Source organism: Spirosoma arcticum (assembly GCF_054779955.1).
Genome location: NZ_BAAGXG010000003.1, coordinates 375,991 through 393,117 on the forward strand (window position 1 = coordinate 375,991; position 17,127 = coordinate 393,117).

The following is a 17,127-nucleotide window of genomic DNA, read 5'->3' on the forward strand; positions in this document are numbered from 1 at the left end:
CAAAAAATTACGCACCGTTTGGGGCCGACCCGAGGGCGTCGGCCACGCGCCGAAGCGTCTCACGTAGCGGGCGGTACTGATAACCAGTCACCTGCTCAATTTTATGCCCATCGAATCGGTAGTGCGAACTCGCCGACCGGGCCGTTTCGCGGGTGATGAGCGGTGCCCTGCCCGTTAGCCACGACCGCACGGCTTCAAGGGGCCACAGTATCCGCGTCAGCAGGGGCGGCACCCGAACGGTGGGTGGCCGTTTGCCAATGGCGCCTGCTATGTCGTTTAACAAGGTACGGTACGGAATGGTGCCCCCGTTCAGGATGTAGCGCTGTCCCGTCACGTCCGACTGCATGAGCCGATAGAGCGATTCGGCCACGTCGAGCACATCGACGTAGCTCACCAGACCGTCGGTATAAAATGGCCGCTCATCGTGCACGTACTTGATGAGTTGCAGGCTGCTCCGGGTCCAGTCGCCCGCGCCGAGCACGACGGTTGGGTTCACCATTACGGCGTTCAGCCCCTCGGCCACGCCCCGCCACACTTCGAGTTCGGCGCGGTACTTGGATTTGGCGTAGTTCGAGTTCAGGGGCGAGGCTTCCCACTTCTGCTCCTCCGTAATCATGGCTGGTTCGCCAACCTCCTCCCCTTTCGCTACCGGCTTGCCCAACGAGGCTATTGAACTGACGTAGCCCAGCTTTCGGACGCCTGCTTTCAGGCAAACGTTCACGACGTTGGCTGTCCCTTCTACGTTGACCTTTTCCATCTGGTCACGATCCTTCGGCACGAACGACACAATTGCAGCCGCGTGGATAACGTCAGTGTCAGGAGTGATGGCCGCTTCAAGCGACGGAATATCAAGAATATCCCCCACGTGCCAGGTGACTTGGTCAACGACATCGGATAACATGCCGTACCCACTTCCTTCTCGGTGCAGCACCGAAACCGCGTGGCCGTTGGCGAGGTACGTCCGAGCAATGTGCGAACCGACGAAGCCGGTTGCCCCTGTAATGAAGACGGCGTTAAGCGGGGACGAGGTCATGCAGGATGCGTTCGAGGGTAAGAAAGCCGGGGGCCTGCCGGGCGTTGAGGTCGGTAAGGAGTTGCAGGTAGTTTGGATCAGTTTCGATGGTGGGCAGCTTTGTCTGACGCCTTAGCAACTTCACAGTCGGCGAGAATCCATATGCCTGCATGTCAATGCCTACTCTTTCAGCGTTCCAGATCAGAAAACTTTCAATAGCTTTATCAATAACGATCAGATATTGCTGACGAATGAAGTTTTCACGGAGCACAATTCTATTTCCTTGTTCAACAACAGTGAAGCTTCTGAAAAACCCGTTGCAGCGGGTATCCAAGTCATCATCATTATCGACTATGCCTATCAGTCGATACTCATCAGCCTTCACCGACAACATTGTGTTGGCAACCTCCGGGCAACCGAGACAATGAATACTGCATGAATGGTCGGGTACAAAATAGCGAAGAAGTGCCGTATCAGCGTGACATTCGGGGAGGTACTGGACAGCGCGTTCAGGCATTCGGCTCGTAACGGCTAAGGTTATAAAACAAGTCGATACTCAAATCCTCAGCCTCCTGCAATTCCTTCGGCGTCAATTGCCGGACACAAGTCTGGTAATCTTTGTAGTAGGTTATGAACACCGACAGTTGAGACTCGTCGAGTTCACGAATGAATGTTTGCAGCAGATAGGGGCTATGTGTCGAGATAAAGAACTGATTGTCTTCGCTATCCACAATTCGATGCGCCATTGCCTTCACGTACGGCGGGAATGAATGCACCTCCGGCTCCTCAAAAACGATGACTGAGTCTTTATTGGACTCAATAGCGGTGATATAGAACATGAACCGCCGGAAGGTATCAGCAATGGAGAAAAAAGGATACTGAGTGACGAAAGGGCCGTTTTTTTTCTGTAGTATAAATTCCTGCTTCTCATCGTAAAGTACAAGTTCTAATTTTTGCTCTACAAATAGTTTGGCAAACTCACTCCACAACTCTTTCTCTCTCCTGATTACCTCGTATAAGTTAGGACCATTGGGGGGAAGCAAAGAATCTGAATACGAATTATTAAATTCAGTAATATTAGCAAAATCATATTTTTTCACAGGACTTGCACCAGTTTTCTCAAATCTTTTACTGTCATTATAATTTCTGCGGTACGTACCATCACTTCTTACTGTCAGGAACACCTTAGCTCTTTCTTGTTCAATCTCAAACTGACGCCCTTTATCTCTTTCCATTAATTCATAATCCAGCTTATCTAATAACCTGTATTTGAATTCTGGTTCATCGACTAAAATGGGATTTATATCAAAAAGCGTTGCAACATCCTTATCAGTTTCTACTTTGATAAATGCCTTACGTGCTTCACTATCATAAAACAATTGTTTAATTTCTTTATAGCGAGCCATACCTTCCATAAACTTCCCTCCACTATACCCCGCCCCCAACAATCCCAACCCCTCCAGAATATTCGATTTGCCAACGTTCGGTTTGCCGATGAAGACGTTCACCCGCTTGCAGTCGAGCTGCAGGTCCTTGATGGACTTGAAGTTTTTGATTTCAACCCAGTTAAGGAAATTATTCATATTCGGCGTGGTGTTCTCCATGACGGCCCGGCTTTGCTGATTTCGTAAACATAACAACGTTCGGGCCCGAATCGCTAATTTTGCGCCATAATTCCCGGTTTATGACCCTCGAAAATCCCCAACGCTATACCGTTACGGCGGCCCTGATCTACGCCAACGGGCCGATTCACATCGGTCACTTAGCCGGATGCTACCTGCCTGCTGACATCTACGTCCGCTACCTCCGCTCAACCGGCAAAGACGTTGCCTTCATCAGCGGCACCGACGAGCACGGAGTACCCATCACCATAAAAGCCAAGAAAGAAGGCATCACACCTAAAGAGGTTGTCGATAAATACTACGGTCAGATCAAACAGGCGTTCAGCGACTTTGGCATCTCATTCGATATTTACTCGCGGACGTCGAACCAAATTCACCATGAAACGTCGCAGGCGTTTTTCACCAAACTCTACGAGAAAGGCGATTTTGTGGAGGAGGTGACGGAGCAGTATTTTGATGAAGTTGCCAATCAGTTTCTGGCTGACCGCTACATCGTTGGGACGTGCCCCGTTTGTGGCAATCCGAATGCGTATGGCGATCAGTGCGAACGCTGCGGAACGGCCCTCAGCCCCACCGAACTCATCGAGCCACACTCCACGCTATCCGGCTCCAAACCCGTGATGCGAGCCACCAAAAACTGGTTCCTGCCCCTCGACCGGATGCAGCCCGACATCGAAAAATACGTTTACAGCCATACCGAGTGGAAAACGAACGTAGCGGGGCAGTGCCAGTCGTGGCTGAAGGAAGGCCTGCGGCCCCGCGCTATGACCCGCGACCTCGACTGGGGCATCAGTGTTCCGCTGCCCGACGCCGAAGGCAAAGTGCTGTATGTCTGGTTCGACGCGCCCATCGGCTACATTTCGATGACCAAAGAATGGGCCACTGAGCAGGGCCGCGACTGGGAACTGTACTGGCGCGACGAACACACCAAGCTGGTTCATTTTATCGGTAAGGACAACATCGTGTTCCACTGCATCATTTTCCCGGCGATGCTGATGGCAGAAGGTTCATTTATCTTAGCCGACAACGTGCCCGCCAACGAGTTTATGAACCTCGAAGGCGATAAAATCAGTACGTCGCGCAACTGGGCAGTCTGGCTGCACGAGTACATGCAGGAGATGCCCGACAAGCAGGACGTGCTGCGCTACGTACTGGCCGCCAACGCGCCCGAAACCAAAGACAGCGAGTTTACATGGAAGGATTTCCAGACGCGCAACAACGCCGAATTAGTCGGCATCTTCGGCAACTTCGTGAACCGGGCGGTGGTGCTAACCCAAAAATTCTGCGATAATAAAGTGCCCGTCCGGGGTGACCTGACCGACTACGACCGGCAGATATTGGACGAACTGGCCCTGTTTCCCGACCGCATCGGGCAAGCCATTGGGCATTATAAATTCCGGGAAGCATTGGGGCATCTGATGGACCTGGCCCGACTTGGCAACAAGTATTTAGCCGAAACCGAGCCGTGGAAAGTCATTAAAACCGACCCGATTCGGACGAATACCATCCTGAACATGGCACTGCAAATCGCGGCCAACTTAGCCATCGTCTGCGAACCGTTTCTACCATTCACGTCCCAGAAGCTATGCGATCAACTCAATATCGTGGACCGGCTCGACTGGCAGAACGCGGGCCGCGCCGACCTGCTCGTTGCCGGTCACGAGCTGGGCGAAGGAGCACTGCTGTTCGCCAAGATAGAAGACGATGAAATTAATACTCAAATTCAGAAATTGCTCACTGCCAAACGCATGAACGAGTTAGAAGGGACCGACCATCCGGCGAAAACCGTACCCGAACTGAAACCCGAAATTGTGTTCGACGATTTCGCTAAAATGGACATCCGCATCGGCACTGTCACCGAAGCCGAACGGGTTCCCAAAAGCGACAAACTGCTGAAATTAAAAGTCGATGATGGGATGGGCGGACGGCAGATTCTAAGCGGCATCGCCAAGCATTTTACGCCCGAAGACATAATCGGTAAGCAGGTGACGTTTCTGGCGAACTTAGCCCCACGCAAAATGATGGGTCACGAATCGCAGGGCATGATTTTGATGGCCGAAGACCGCGACGGCAAGCTGTCCCTCATCGCCCCCGGCGACGCCGTCTGGAACGGTGGTGGCGTGTCGTAGCGGTTATTTTGGTGATCTCTCCTTATTCGAACCGCAGGTGCTTCACCGATTCCCCGGAGGATTCGAGTTCAAGCAGGGCGTCGATGCCGATTTCTAAGTGCTTGTTTACGAACTGACCCGTTACGCGCTTATCACTCTCTTCGGTCTTGACGCCTTCCGGCACCAATGGATTGTCGGATACTAACAGAAGAGCACCGTGAGGAATGGAGTTGACGAATCCGACCGTGAAAATCGTGGCCGTTTCCATGTCGATGGCCATGGCCCGAATTTCGCGCAGGTACTCTTTAAACACCTCGTCGTGTTCCCAAATGCGCCGATTGGTCGTGTACACTGTGCCCGTCCAGTAGTCGAGTTCGTATTTTTTGATGGTGGACGACACCGCCCGCTGCAACCGAAACGAGGGCAGAGCCGGAATTTCGGGGCGCATGTAGTCGTTGCTAGTGCCCTCACCCCGAATGGCCGCGATGGGCAGAATCAGGTCGCCAACCTGCGTTTTTTTCAGCCCGCCACATTTACCCAGAAACAGCACCGCTTTCGGATCAATGGCCGAGAGCAGGTCCATAACCGTAGCGGCCATCGCACTGCCCATCCCAAAATTAATGATGGTGATGTTGTTGGCCGTTGCGGTTTGCATAGCCCGCCCCATCCCAAAAATCTCAACGTCAAACTTCGTCGCGAACAGTTCGACGTAGTTGATGAAGTTGGTCAGCAGCACGTATTCGCCGAATGTTTCGATGGGTGTACCGGTGTAGCGCGGCAACCAGTTGAGAACGATTTCTTCCTTTGTTTTCATTTTCAAAGAGCGAGAGTGTGAAAGAGCGAAAGAGTGAAGTAGCCAGCAGAATTGAACGCAATAACCCACCGCTCTTTCACTCATTCACTTTTTCGCTCATTATCTTTGGGTCATGGTCGTGTTAAACCTGCCCACATTTGATTGCAAAACTAAACAGATCGAAGGGAAACCGTACATTTTCGATTTGTTACGCCGGAAGTACGTCCGGCTATCACCCGAGGAGTGGGTACGGCAGCACATCGTCAATCTGTTGCTAACGCATTACGCCTATCCCAAAGCGCTCATCCGGTCGGAGGGTGGCCTGACGCTCAACCAAACCCAGAAACGAACCGACGTCGTGGCCTTCGACCGGCAGGGACAGCCGTTTCTAATTGTCGAGTGCAAGGCCCCGCACATTCCCCTGACCCAGTCCGTGTTCGATCAGATTGCCCGCTACAATCATGTCCACCGGGCGCCTTACGTGGTCATCAGCAACGGCCTGACGCACTACTGCTGCTGCGTAAACCACGAAACGGCCGAAATTCAATTTCTGGACGATTTCCCTGCGTTTGTCTGAATGGCTTACTCCAGCACCACGCACCCCCAACCCGGCACCGTTGCCCGGCCATCGTTGAACGATGCGCCCTCAGCCGTGACAAACACGATGCCCCGGCACCAGCTTTCGTCAGGCGAAAACACCACGTTGATCGGCTGACCCGTCAGGTTGTGGACAACCAGAACCCGGTCACCCGTTACCGAACGCCGGACAAAGGCAATAATACCCCGTTGCCGGATGCCCATTTGTTCCAGTCGACTCAGGTTGTCGTTCAGTACGGGGTGGTTGTTCCGGGCGTGAATCAGGCGTTTGTAATGTGCGAACAGCGAGTTAGAATCGGTTTGCTGCGTGGCCAGCGGTCGGACGGTTTGGCTGGTAGTGTAGCGCCCCCGTCGCCAGCTCGTGCGCTGCCGGTCGCGGGCGCGAACGTCCCACAGAAACGGCTCCCGAATATTCTCGTCCGGCTTCAGGCCCAGCATTCCAATTTCTTCGCCATAGTACAAATATGGATTACCCGGCAGCGTCAGCAGAAGATTAGCCGCCACTTTCAGGCGGTTGAGGTCGCCTTTCAGCGCACTGCCAATGCGGTTCTGGTCATGATTCGACAGCATAATCGCGTCGATAAACTTCGGATTGACGTCCGCAAACGTTTGGTGAACCTGGGCCAGAAACCGGATCAGATCCTCCGTGTCGTCGCCCCGACGAACCACTTCTTCGATGGCTAAGCCCAAATCGAAGTTGAAGTTGGCCCGCAGTCCCCGGAAGTACGGGGCGATGCGTTCGGGCCGGGTCCACACTTCCCCAACGGTATAAACACCAGGCTTAGTCGCTTCGACCACCTGGCCAAATTCTTCCCAAAACTCATGGTTTTTCGGTTCTTCAAAATCCCGGTACAAATGGCGGGCCGCATCGAGTCGAAAACCATCGACGCCCATGTCATTCAGCCAGTAACGGACAATGTTGAAAAACTCCTCACGTACCGGCCGGTGATCGAAGTTCAGGTCGGGCATTCCACTCCAGAACATACCGTAATACTTTTCGACCGGTTTGCCGTTGTGGTGGGTGGTCCTGGCTACCGAGTGCCACGGATTACGTTCGCCGGAGTCGGCGGTGATGTCGCGATTGGCCAGATTTCTTGCCTTAATTTCGTCGGGCGTGAGCCATTTGTAATAGTGCCGGTATGGATTATCCGGTCCCTCGCTGGCTTCGCGAAACCATGGATGCTGACTGCTGGTGTGATGCAGCACAAGGTCAATAAGTACAGCAATACCCCGCCGGTGCGCTTCGGCGACGAGCCGCCGGAAATCGTCGGTTGTGCCGTATTCGGGGTCGATGCTGTAATAGTCAGTGACGTCATATTTGTGGTAGGACGGTGCCGGATTTATGGGCATCAGCCAGATGGCCGACACGCCGAGGTCCTGCAAATAGTCGAGGTTGGCCGTAACGCCATTCAGATCGCCAATGCCGTCGCCGTTGGAATCGGCGAAGGAGCGAACAAAGATTTCGTAGTGAACGCCGGTGTGGCCGACAGGCAATGAGTGAGGTCGTGAATTGGTAATGGCGGGGGCAGATGGTTTGGTATTCGCTGGAGTCATTCTGACAAATAGATTATCGTACAGAAACGACGAACGCACCCGTTCAGTTTATCGGCTAATGAGATTCACTTTGTTGGTCGATCCGCCCGACATTTAACCCATCCGATTATGTTTCATCAGAAACAGCAAAAGCAGCCAATTATAGCTGCTTTTGCTGTTTCCCAGAGAATGAGTACTTACTGCTTCGTTAGTGTGTACGTGTAGTTACCGGGCGTGTTTAGATTCAAGACAACAAGGTACTTCCCTGCTGAGGGCACTATAATGTTGTTATTCTCACCACCGTAATTTAGCAAACCATCGGCTCCCGTATCACCAAAGTTGATGTTCCAGGCGTTAATTGACCACTACCAAATAAGGTGTTGCCGAAACAGTCGTTACCGTCAAATACACCCTATTGCTAACATCGTTGCCGGGCCGATTGAGGGCCGCCATCAGTCTACCGTTTCAGCACCTTCACTACCTGCTGCCGCTCGCCCTGCTGTACCCGCAGGAGATATATACCCGACGGGAACGACTGCAGGTCGAGCGGCTGGCGAAGCGCCGTCGCAGTTTTCTGACTTCGAACTGTCCGGAGGGTTCTGCCCCCGGCATCGCGCAGGATAAATTCGACCGCTCCCCGGTATGGGCTGCTGAGGTCGATCATTACTTCCGTGTCGGCGGGATTCGGCGAAACCAGGATCTGCCCATCAGCCTCCGGTTCAAGGGCCGTCACCACGTTCGAAATGGCTCTAAACGGCACCAGTCCGGCTTCGGGCATGGGCAGTTTGGTGGTCGAATACAGGTAGAATGCACCCGGTTCCAGCGTCACGCTTTGGTTAGCATCCGACACACTCACCTCCTGCCCTGAGAAGAAATCATACCATTTACCCGTTGCTGGAAAGCCCACGTTGCTGGTTTGCGGCTTAACGTCGAAGTTGCCGATCAGAAATACCGTACCCGATGCACTGCGCAACGTCAGACGCTTGACCACCCCGCCAAAATCGGTCGTAAAGTCGGCGCTCGCGAAGGCAGGAACGGTGGTTTTGAGTTTTATCAGTTCCCGGTACACCCCGAATAGCTTTCGCCGGTCGGTATCCTGATAGTGTTCCCAGCGCACGGGCTTGGCGGCCGTTCGGCAACCGTCGTTAACGGTCGTGCCGTCGGCGCAGGTGTTGATGCTCAGGTCGTAGCCCAGTTCGCCGAATTGCCAGATCATTTTCGGCCCCGGCACGGTCAGCAGAAAAGCAGCGGCCAACTTGGCCCGGTCGAGGGCAGTGGGCAACGACTTGATGTTATAATCACCCTGAGCCACCCCATTCTGACGCAGGTCGTACACTAACCGTTCCTCGTCGTGGCTTTCGGCATAACCGATCAGGTTTGGCCCCTTGAAACCTCGCTTCTGGTACGAAATGCCCTCAAAATTACCCTGCGCCGAGCGGGTAGCGCCCCGGTAGTCGCCGTTGTGATTGCCCCACAGCATCATGCCGTAGTCGGCGAGTTCTTTCTCTTCCTGATTGTCGGCAAAGTGCTCCAGAATGACGTAAGCCGTGGGGTCGACAGTACGAATCTGATCGTAGATACGTTTCCAGATGGCTACCCGGCTGGGGTCATAAACGCCCCAGGCCGCCACGTCGCCCCCGGTGTTTTTCTGGGTAAATCCCTTGGACAGGTCGAACCGGAACCCATCAATTTTGTACTCCTGTAACCAGAACCGGCACACGCGGTCTACAAACGCTTTGGTATCGGTGCTTTCGTGGTTGAAGTCGAAAAAGACGCTGAACGGGTGCGTCGCCTGCTGGTTAAAAAATGGGCTGTCGGCCGAGGGTCGGTCGCCCGCCCAGTACATTTTCACGTACGGGAATTCGTAGTCGGCCTGATTGAGCACCATATCCAGCACCACCGCAATTCCTTGTTTATGAGCCGCGTCGATGAAGCGTTTGAGGGCATCTTTGGTGCCGTATGCTTTGTCGGGCGCGAAGTAGAACGTCGGGTTGTAGCCCCACGAATCGTTACCCGAAAACTCGTTAATCGGCATCAGCTCGATGGTATTGATGCCAAGCCGCTTCAGGTATGCCAAACTGTCGGTGAGCGTCTGGTAGCTGCGGTTCTGGACAAAATCGCGCACTAACAGTTCATACACGACCATCGTGTTGACGGTGGGCCGCTGAAGACCAGTCGTCTGGAACACAAAGGGAGCCTGCCCCGGCTGTAGAACAGACACCGTGTTGCCCTGCGCTTTTTCGGGAAACGTCTTTAGGTTGGGATACGTAGCCGCCGTAATGAATCGGTCGTTATTGCGATCCAGGATCTTCTCGGCGTACGGATCGGCCACGCCAATAAGCCCGTCGACGAGGTACTGAAAGGCCGTTTCATTGGTCGTCAGGTCAGCCAGTTCGATCCAGTAGCGGTTACCGTCGGGGGTGCGGTTCATCAGGTAAGCCGGGGCGGTGGTCCAGTTATTGAACTCGCCGAGCAGATACACAAACTCCTTTTTGGGCGCATACAGCACCAGAATGGCTTTGTTGGTGGCGACGTAGTTGATGCCATCGACTACGTTGGCAGGCAAGGGCGCAATGGTGGGTTGGGGCTTCACGGTAAAATAAAACGTGTCGGCGACGGATTCGGGGGGCACAACGGAGTTGGTCGCTTTTAAAATTACCGTGCGCCGAACGCCCCGCTGCGCACCAGTGGGCACCGCAGCCCGCAGGGTATCCTGACTAATGGTCGTTGCCACAGTTTGCCCATCCACCGTCAGCGTCATGGTCGTTCGTTGGGAAGTTCGGTAGCGCACCGTCAGCGACTGGTCGGGATCGACGTAGAATTCTTTTTGCGTGGGTGCGAGCCGCAGCAAATCCAGCCCACCGGCGTAGATGCGAACGAACAAGTCCTCGGTCTGGGCCTTTCCATCGCCACTTTTCAAGAGCAAACCTAACCGCCGGATGGGTACGTTGGCCGGTACGCCGAAGTAGGTGCGAGGCACGAGCCTGATCTGCCAGCGGTCGTTGCCGAGGGACGTCATCTTGCCTGGTGCGAACGGCTTTGAAAAATCGGTTTGCCCGGCGGGTTGAAACTCAAAGGCCTCGCCCGTTTCGGTGCGCCCTGCCCCCGACCACAAGTAAACGTCGTCTGTTTTACCCAGCAGCGCTTTGGCTCGATCATCCTTAGCTAATTTCAGATCGACGATGAGCGTTACCTCGGCATTGGCAATGGGAAAAGCGGGTAGGGTTGTTACGACGGGAGCGTCGGTTTGGCCAAGCGCGGGCAGCAACAGGCAGCAATACAGGAAGATAGTTTGATAAAGTGTGCGCATCGGGCTTTACGAAAAGAATAGTAGCGTAAACTTACGTGACCGTCTCCTGTTTTGATACCGTTACAATGCCCAATAAAATTAGTGCACAGGCGATAGTTCAGGGTGTACGAGTAACTTTCTGATAAAGCAGTTAGTGTGCCAAACTTACCCGCACGATTTACTATAGTAGTGATGGTAGATCGAGGCCATGTTCTCCGACCAAACGGGTTCCTCACGTTGATGAGCACCCGCGAAAACACAACCCCAACTGCCTATGATTTTGCGTCGACAACGTATTGGTTCAGCGCTTGATAGACCCGGTGCGTGGGTAGGCCCATAACGGTGTAAAAAGAACCTTCGAGCCGTTCGATACCGACTAATCCAATGAAGTCCTGCGCCCCATAGGACCCGGCTTTGTCGAACGGTTTGCACTCCCGAATGTAATACGTGATCTCGTCATCGGTCAGGGGAGCAAAGAGCACCGTGGTTTCGTCAGTGAAAGAAATAGTTTCGGTCGGGGTCAGGATGCACACGCCCGTTCGGACCCGGTGCGTACGGCCCGCGAGCGCCCGCAGCATCCGGCGGGCATCGGCTTCGTCCTGCGGTTTGTTCAGAATCTGACCGTCGAGAATCACGACGGTGTCGGCGCAGAGTATGATCCGGTTGCCCAGGTCCGGGCGGAATTGGTCGGCTTTCTGACGGGCGAGGTATTCGGCCACCTCATCGGGAGGCATGGTGGGCGGGAAAGCTTCGTCGGTGGGGCGGGTTTCGACGGTAAACTGAAATCCTGCATCGGTCATGAGTTGCCTCCGGCGGGGCGACCCCGACGCCAGCACGAGCGGGTAACATAATGGGCGCATTCGGCAAAGGTAATAGTGTTGCGTCGATGCTAATTAACTATGATTGGGAAGACGACCAGAACAACGTCACCGAATTTATAATCGATCATAGATACTGTCTGAATCGGCATAGCCCGCTAAAAAATTCCGGGCTGTTTCCTTGTTCCAGTCAGCGTCGTCAGCAGCAGGTTTCTCGGATGCAACAGTGACGTAAGGGATGGTCTTTAAAATATTATGAATGTTTGCCGTTGAGGCTCATCGATCTCCAACACAACTGTCATCTGTGCGTCATTTCAGGGGAGTACGATTGGTCAAAAGTAATGTTTTTTGACGAGATAGCTGATTTCAAAAGCAGCCTTGCAATCCGGCCCGGTTTTTCGTATATTAGCCTGATTCAACCGAGCCACGTAGGCGACGCACGCAATGAATTTCAAACTAACCTCAGATTTTGTACCCACGGGCGATCAGCCAGCCGCTATTGAGAAGATGGTGAAGGGCATTCGCGAGGGCGAACCAGCACAGGTATTACTCGGCGTGACTGGTAGTGGTAAAACATTCTCCGTAGCCAACGTCATTGCCCAGACCAACCGGCCCACGCTCGTGCTAAGCCACAACAAAACGCTGGCAGCCCAACTCTACGGTGAATTCAAGCAGTTTTTCCCCGAAAACGCCGTCGAATATTTCATCTCGTATTACGACTACTACCAGCCCGAAGCGTACATCGCCACGACGGGTACGTACATAGAGAAAGATCTTGCCATCAACGAAGAAATCGACAAGCTGCGGCTGGCGGCCACGTCGGCCCTGATGAGCGGTCGGCGCGACGTAATTGTGGTGGCGTCGGTGTCGTGCATCTACGGCATGGGCAACCCCGAAGAGTTCAAGCGCAACGTGGTGCGGATCGGCGTGGGCGAGCGGATGAGCCGCAACCAGTTTCTGCACCAGTTGGTGAGCATTCTCTACAGCCGTACCGAGGGCGAATTCGCGCGGGGCAACTTCCGCGTCAAAGGCGACACGGTCGATCTGTACGTCGCCTACGCTGACTTTGCGTACCGCGTTATTTTCTTCGGCGACGAGATCGAAACCATTCAGCGCATCGACCCCGGCACGGGCAAAAAACTGTCTGACGAGACGCTGGTGACCATTTTTCCGGCTAACCTGTTCGTCACGGGCCGCGACACGCTGAACGGGGCCATTGACCAGATTCAGGACGATATGGTGTCGCAGGTGCGGTATTTTGAATCAGAGTTTCGCGAACAGGAAGCCACGCGCATTCGGGAGCGCACTGAGTTCGACCTCGAAATGATGCGCGAACTCGGTTACTGCTCCGGCATCGAAAACTACTCGCGCTATTTCGACAAACGCCTGCCCGGACAGCGGCCGTTCTGTCTGCTCGATTACTTCCCTGACGATTACTTGATGGTTATTGACGAAAGCCACGCCACGATTCCACAAATTCGGGCGATGTGGGGCGGTGACCGCTCCCGCAAAACGGCCCTCGTGGATTATGGTTTCCGGTTGCCTTCGGCGATGGATAACCGCCCGCTGACCTTCCAGGAATTTGAAGATCTGACGGGGCAATCCATCTACGTATCGGCCACGCCGTCGGACTACGAGCTGCGCCGGAGTGAGGGCGTCGTGGTGGAGCAATTAATCCGCCCAACCGGCCTGCTCGACCCCGAAATCGAAGTGCGGCCGAGCCTGAACCAGATTGACGATCTGCTCGAATCCATCGACAGCCGCATTAAAGCTGGGGAACGCGTGCTGGTGACAACGCTGACCAAGCGCATGGCCGAAGAACTAACCAAATACCTCGACCGCGTGGGCATCAAAACGCGCTACATTCACTCGGAAGTGAAGACGCTCGACCGCGTCGAAATTCTGCGCGACCTGCGGCTGGGCCTGTTCGACGTGCTGGTGGGCGTCAACCTGCTGCGCGAGGGACTTGATCTGCCCGAAGTGTCGCTGGTGGCCATCATGGACGCCGACAAGGAAGGCTTCCTGCGCGACATCCGGTCGCTGATTCAGACCATTGGCCGGGCGGCCCGGAACGTGAACGGCAAGGTGATTATGTACGCCGATGTGATGACTGGCTCTATGCAGAAAGCCATTGACGAAACCAACCGGCGTCGGGCCATCCAGTTGGAGTACAATACCGACAACGGCATCACGCCCAAAACGATATTTAAGTCGAGGGAGGCCATTATGGGCCAAACCAAAGTTGCCGACTCGAAGGTGAAGCAGTTCTACGTCGAGCCGGACGAGATCCGCATCGCAGCGGACCCCATTGTGCAGTACATGGGTAAAAACGACCTGGAGAAAGTCATTTACGAAACACAGGTGAAGATGGAGCGTGCCGCCAAAGACCTCGACTTTCTGGAAGCCGCCCGTCTGCGCGACGAGTTATTCCAATTGCGTGACAAGTTGAAGAAAGAAGCGGTGTAAGTGTTACAAGCAAGTGAAACCACAAGGATTCATTAGCGTTTTTGCTTGTTTTTACCGTACAAGTTTTCTACATTTGCAATGGTCAGGGAGAGATCCCAGGCCCCTACCTTGAGGTGATGCAGGCAACTGTGTCACCTCATTGCATTTTGTCTTCTATGTGTCTATCGCGTATTTCTTCAGGCGTGAACTGGTAAATGTGATTGTTAACTATCAACCACACGGTAAGCACATTCTGAGCCCGGTGTACGTGTTGTCTCAGTCCTTGAATCAACTCGTCTCTGGTAATATCACTCATTACGTGGATTAGAATATGGTTAGCCTGCTTTTTTGCAATACGAACTTCGCGTTCGATAGCCGATGCGGTAGGCGTGTAATTGTGTTTGAACTCCACGACAATATCCTGTTCAATAAAATAAGCGTCTGAATTTTTCGTGTGTGGGGTATTATCAATTGGCAGCAGACGCACTTTGAAACCTTGTCTGGCCAGAATGATAGCCGTTTCTATGTTCTTGGCGGCTTCATGTGACGGGTGGGTTACGTGCATCTCTACGTAACCTCCTGATGGCTCGGTTTCATTTTTGCGCAGGTCAGGATATACGAGTGGGTAATAGATACTGGACAAGTCTGCTTTCAAAATACGGTGGGGTTTGAACCGGCAAGTTATCTAAACCTGCTAACTTACGGCTCGTCAGACCTAATCCACCAAACCAACCATGAAACGCGTTCTCATCATCCTCGGTATCATTGCCGCCGTGCTGCTTGTCGCTTTTTTTGTCCTACGCACCGTTACAAAATCGAACAGCCCCGAAGCCGTCGCCCAGACCAATCAAAACGGACTGAGCGTGAAAGTCGATTACTGCCAACCATCCAAAAAAGGCCGGGCAATCTTCGGGGGTCTGGTTCCTTACGGTCAGGTGTGGCGGACGGGAGCGAATGAAGCAACCATCATCACCCTCAATCAGGACGTAACTTTTGCCGGGCAACCGCTGAAAGCAGGCGAATACACGCTCTGGACCATTCCCTCGCAGCAGGGCTGGATTGCCATTATCAACCGGAAAACGGGTCAGTGGGGCACTAACTACGACCAAAGCAACGATGTGTTTCGGGCACCGATTGTGTCGCGGCCGCATAGCCCGGCGGCTGAACAGTTCACGATTAGTTTTGCCCCCGCCACAAGTGGTACTGATATGATTCTGGCCTGGGACCAAACCGAAGCCGTTGTGCCGATTCGCCGGTAAAGAATGTGTAATGGTCAATGCAGAATGAATAATGACCCTCCGGCGACACATTATTCATTCGGGGCCACCCGTGCGGTGCATTGACCATTATACATTCTTTACCGGCGGAAGCCCTCCGCCATGAACTTCAGCGCGTCGGGCAGGCCGGTGCGCCAGTAGGTCCAAGTGTGCGCGCCGTCGCGGACGCGGTACTCATGCGGAATTTTGCGGTCGAGCAGGGCGATGTGTAGTTGCGCATTGCCAACCGACAGGGCATCGTCATCGCCACAGTCTACGTACCAACGTACTTTAGCAAGGTCGTTCTCGGGGGCCGATTTAGCTAAGTTGATCGGGCTGTTGCGTTTCCAGGTAAGGGTTAGCCGGTCCAAGCCTTTCACAGGACCGCTGAACACCGGGGCGAACTGGGCGTTGTACCGCTCGTCGGGTATGGCGGCAAACACCTCGTCGGTACGGGCCGAAGCACTCAACGCTGCGCATGACCCGAACAGGTTGGGGTGGTGCATGGCCAGCACGAGTGAACCAAATCCACCCATCGACAGACCGGATATAGCCCGGTATTCGCGCTGGGTGCGGGTCCTGAAGGAGGAATCAATGTGCGGAATCAATTCCTGCACAAACATATCTTCGTACCGAACTTTATTCTGGTAATCATTCACGTAGAACGTCGCGCCCCCGTTGGGCATCACAATAATCATGGGTGGCAGTTCGCCCGTTTTTATTTTATCGTCAGCAATGCGGTCGGCTTCGCCAAACTGCACCCAACCCGTTTCGTTGTCGCCGTAGCCGTGGAGCAGATACACGACCGGATATCGCCGGTTCGACACGTAATAGTCGGGCGGTAGGTAAATCGAGTAGTTGACGGCCTGATTCAGCAGCGAACTATTGAAGCGCAGGCTTTCGAGCAGCCGCGCCTGTGGAGCCGCTACCACCGGCACCGGGCTATTCGTTTGCGGAGCGGTTAATTGAGCGCGACGGCGCGACTGAGCCGACGCGGTGACTACTGAAATGGATAGCAACGCACAGATAAGTGCAGCACGGATAGACATGAATGGTAGAATTGAACTAAATTACTCGCACACTCTATTCAACGTGTTCGTTGTCCAAAAACGCTTATTTTCTGTCATCTTTTAGTCAGGTTTCTACCAAAATACAAACGCCCCGACTGTTTATAGTCAGGGCGTTTAAACGGTATAATTTACGGCCTGTTACTTGTTGGCCGTAATGGCAAAGCGGTCTCCGCCATCGGTGAAGTCTAAACTAAAGTCGGTTCCATTAATTGAACCCACCCGTGTACTCCCATCCAGGATATCATAATCTCTTCCACTGGCTTTGCGTATAGTAGCCGGACCGGTATCACCCGTGGTCACTCGCCCGTTCACCGTCACGTCGATTCGAAACCTGATTTCAGTATCACTTGACCGAGTTACGATAACAGACGCCGAAATACCAGAATTAGGCAGAGTAACATCTAAGTTTTGGCTTTCATCAACAAGCCGGGTCACCTGATACGTCCCCGCCAATTCCGGCTCCGGGTCTTTATCTTTCTTCAGTTTATCGAAGATACAAGCGTTCATTAGCAGCGTTAGGGCGATCAACAACGATGCCTTGGCTGCGCTTCTGTTCAATTGAATTGCATTCATAGCTGAAAGTA

The 17,127-nt window shown here is 53.6% G+C and carries 14 protein-coding genes; 4 read left to right on the forward strand and 10 right to left on the reverse strand.

Features of this window, described 5'->3' with window-relative positions; translation table 11 throughout:
* Window positions 1-7: 7 nt before the first annotated feature.
* From ACYVHB_RS08800 to ACYVHB_RS08810, 3 genes are all read right to left on the reverse strand, one after another.
* Complete coding sequence (locus ACYVHB_RS08800; RefSeq protein ID WP_461051331.1) at window positions 8-1,033, reverse strand: NAD-dependent epimerase/dehydratase family protein; 1,026 nt, start codon at window positions 1,031-1,033, stop codon at window positions 8-10.
* The gene (locus ACYVHB_RS08805; RefSeq protein WP_461051332.1) at window positions 1,014-1,283 is read right to left on the reverse strand and encodes a hypothetical protein; all 270 of its coding nucleotides are present in this window, start codon (window positions 1,281-1,283) and stop codon (window positions 1,014-1,016) included. The genes ACYVHB_RS08800 and ACYVHB_RS08805 overlap by 20 nt, the downstream gene beginning before the upstream one ends.
* Before the next feature lie 238 nt (window positions 1,284-1,521).
* The gene (locus ACYVHB_RS08810; RefSeq protein ID WP_461051333.1) at window positions 1,522-2,616 is read right to left on the reverse strand and encodes an AAA family ATPase; all 1,095 of its coding nucleotides are present in this window, start codon (window positions 2,614-2,616) and stop codon (window positions 1,522-1,524) included.
* A gap of 80 nt (window positions 2,617-2,696) precedes the next feature.
* Between ACYVHB_RS08810 and metG the strand changes: the two genes are divergently transcribed.
* Window positions 2,697-4,763, forward strand: a complete 2,067-nt coding sequence (metG, locus tag ACYVHB_RS08815; RefSeq protein ID WP_461051334.1) for a methionine--tRNA ligase — start codon at window positions 2,697-2,699, stop codon at window positions 4,761-4,763.
* 22 nt (window positions 4,764-4,785) lie between these two features.
* Here the strand turns inward: metG and ACYVHB_RS08820 are convergent, their stop codons facing one another.
* Window positions 4,786-5,556, reverse strand: coding sequence for an AMP nucleosidase (locus ACYVHB_RS08820; RefSeq protein ID WP_461051335.1), 771 nt, complete (start codon window positions 5,554-5,556; stop codon window positions 4,786-4,788).
* A gap of 112 nt (window positions 5,557-5,668) precedes the next feature.
* Between ACYVHB_RS08820 and ACYVHB_RS08825 the strand changes: the two genes are divergently transcribed.
* A complete protein-coding gene (locus ACYVHB_RS08825; protein WP_461051336.1) occupies window positions 5,669-6,112 on the forward strand; it encodes a type I restriction enzyme HsdR N-terminal domain-containing protein in 444 nt (147 codons plus the stop codon).
* A gap of 5 nt (window positions 6,113-6,117) precedes the next feature.
* On the opposite strand, the gene ACYVHB_RS08830 is transcribed toward ACYVHB_RS08825, so the two are convergent.
* The 3 genes from ACYVHB_RS08830 to ACYVHB_RS08840 form a co-directional block, all read right to left on the reverse strand.
* On the reverse strand, window positions 6,118-7,686 hold the full coding sequence (locus ACYVHB_RS08830) for an alpha-amylase family glycosyl hydrolase (protein WP_461051337.1): 1,569 nt from the start codon (window positions 7,684-7,686) through the stop codon (window positions 6,118-6,120).
* A gap of 436 nt (window positions 7,687-8,122) precedes the next feature.
* On the reverse strand, window positions 8,123-10,975 hold the full coding sequence (locus ACYVHB_RS08835; protein WP_461051338.1) for an alpha-amylase family glycosyl hydrolase: 2,853 nt from the start codon (window positions 10,973-10,975) through the stop codon (window positions 8,123-8,125).
* Between the two features lie 251 nt (window positions 10,976-11,226).
* Window positions 11,227-11,814, reverse strand: coding sequence for a Maf family protein (locus ACYVHB_RS08840; RefSeq protein ID WP_461051339.1), 588 nt, complete (start codon window positions 11,812-11,814; stop codon window positions 11,227-11,229).
* 402 nt (window positions 11,815-12,216) lie between these two features.
* Between ACYVHB_RS08840 and uvrB the strand changes: the two genes are divergently transcribed.
* The gene (gene uvrB / locus ACYVHB_RS08845) at window positions 12,217-14,238 is read left to right on the forward strand and encodes an excinuclease ABC subunit UvrB (protein WP_461051340.1); all 2,022 of its coding nucleotides are present in this window, start codon (window positions 12,217-12,219) and stop codon (window positions 14,236-14,238) included.
* Window positions 14,239-14,374: 136 nt separating this feature from the next.
* Here the strand turns inward: uvrB and ACYVHB_RS08850 are convergent, their stop codons facing one another.
* Entirely contained in the window at window positions 14,375-14,872 is a 498-nt protein-coding gene (locus ACYVHB_RS08850; RefSeq protein WP_461051341.1) for a hypothetical protein, read from the reverse strand.
* A 79-nt stretch (window positions 14,873-14,951) separates the two neighbouring features.
* On the opposite strand from ACYVHB_RS08850, the gene ACYVHB_RS08855 reads away from it, so the two are divergent.
* The gene (locus tag ACYVHB_RS08855) at window positions 14,952-15,476 is read left to right on the forward strand and encodes a DUF2911 domain-containing protein (protein ID WP_461051342.1); all 525 of its coding nucleotides are present in this window, start codon (window positions 14,952-14,954) and stop codon (window positions 15,474-15,476) included.
* 98 nt (window positions 15,477-15,574) lie between these two features.
* Here the strand turns inward: ACYVHB_RS08855 and ACYVHB_RS08860 are convergent, their stop codons facing one another.
* Both ACYVHB_RS08860 and ACYVHB_RS08865 read right to left on the reverse strand, forming a co-directional pair.
* A complete protein-coding gene (locus tag ACYVHB_RS08860) occupies window positions 15,575-16,522 on the reverse strand; it encodes an alpha/beta hydrolase (protein WP_461051343.1) in 948 nt (315 codons plus the stop codon).
* 159 nt (window positions 16,523-16,681) lie between these two features.
* On the reverse strand, window positions 16,682-17,116 hold the full coding sequence (locus ACYVHB_RS08865) for a hypothetical protein (protein WP_461051344.1): 435 nt from the start codon (window positions 17,114-17,116) through the stop codon (window positions 16,682-16,684).
* Window positions 17,117-17,127: the final 11 nt, after the last annotated feature.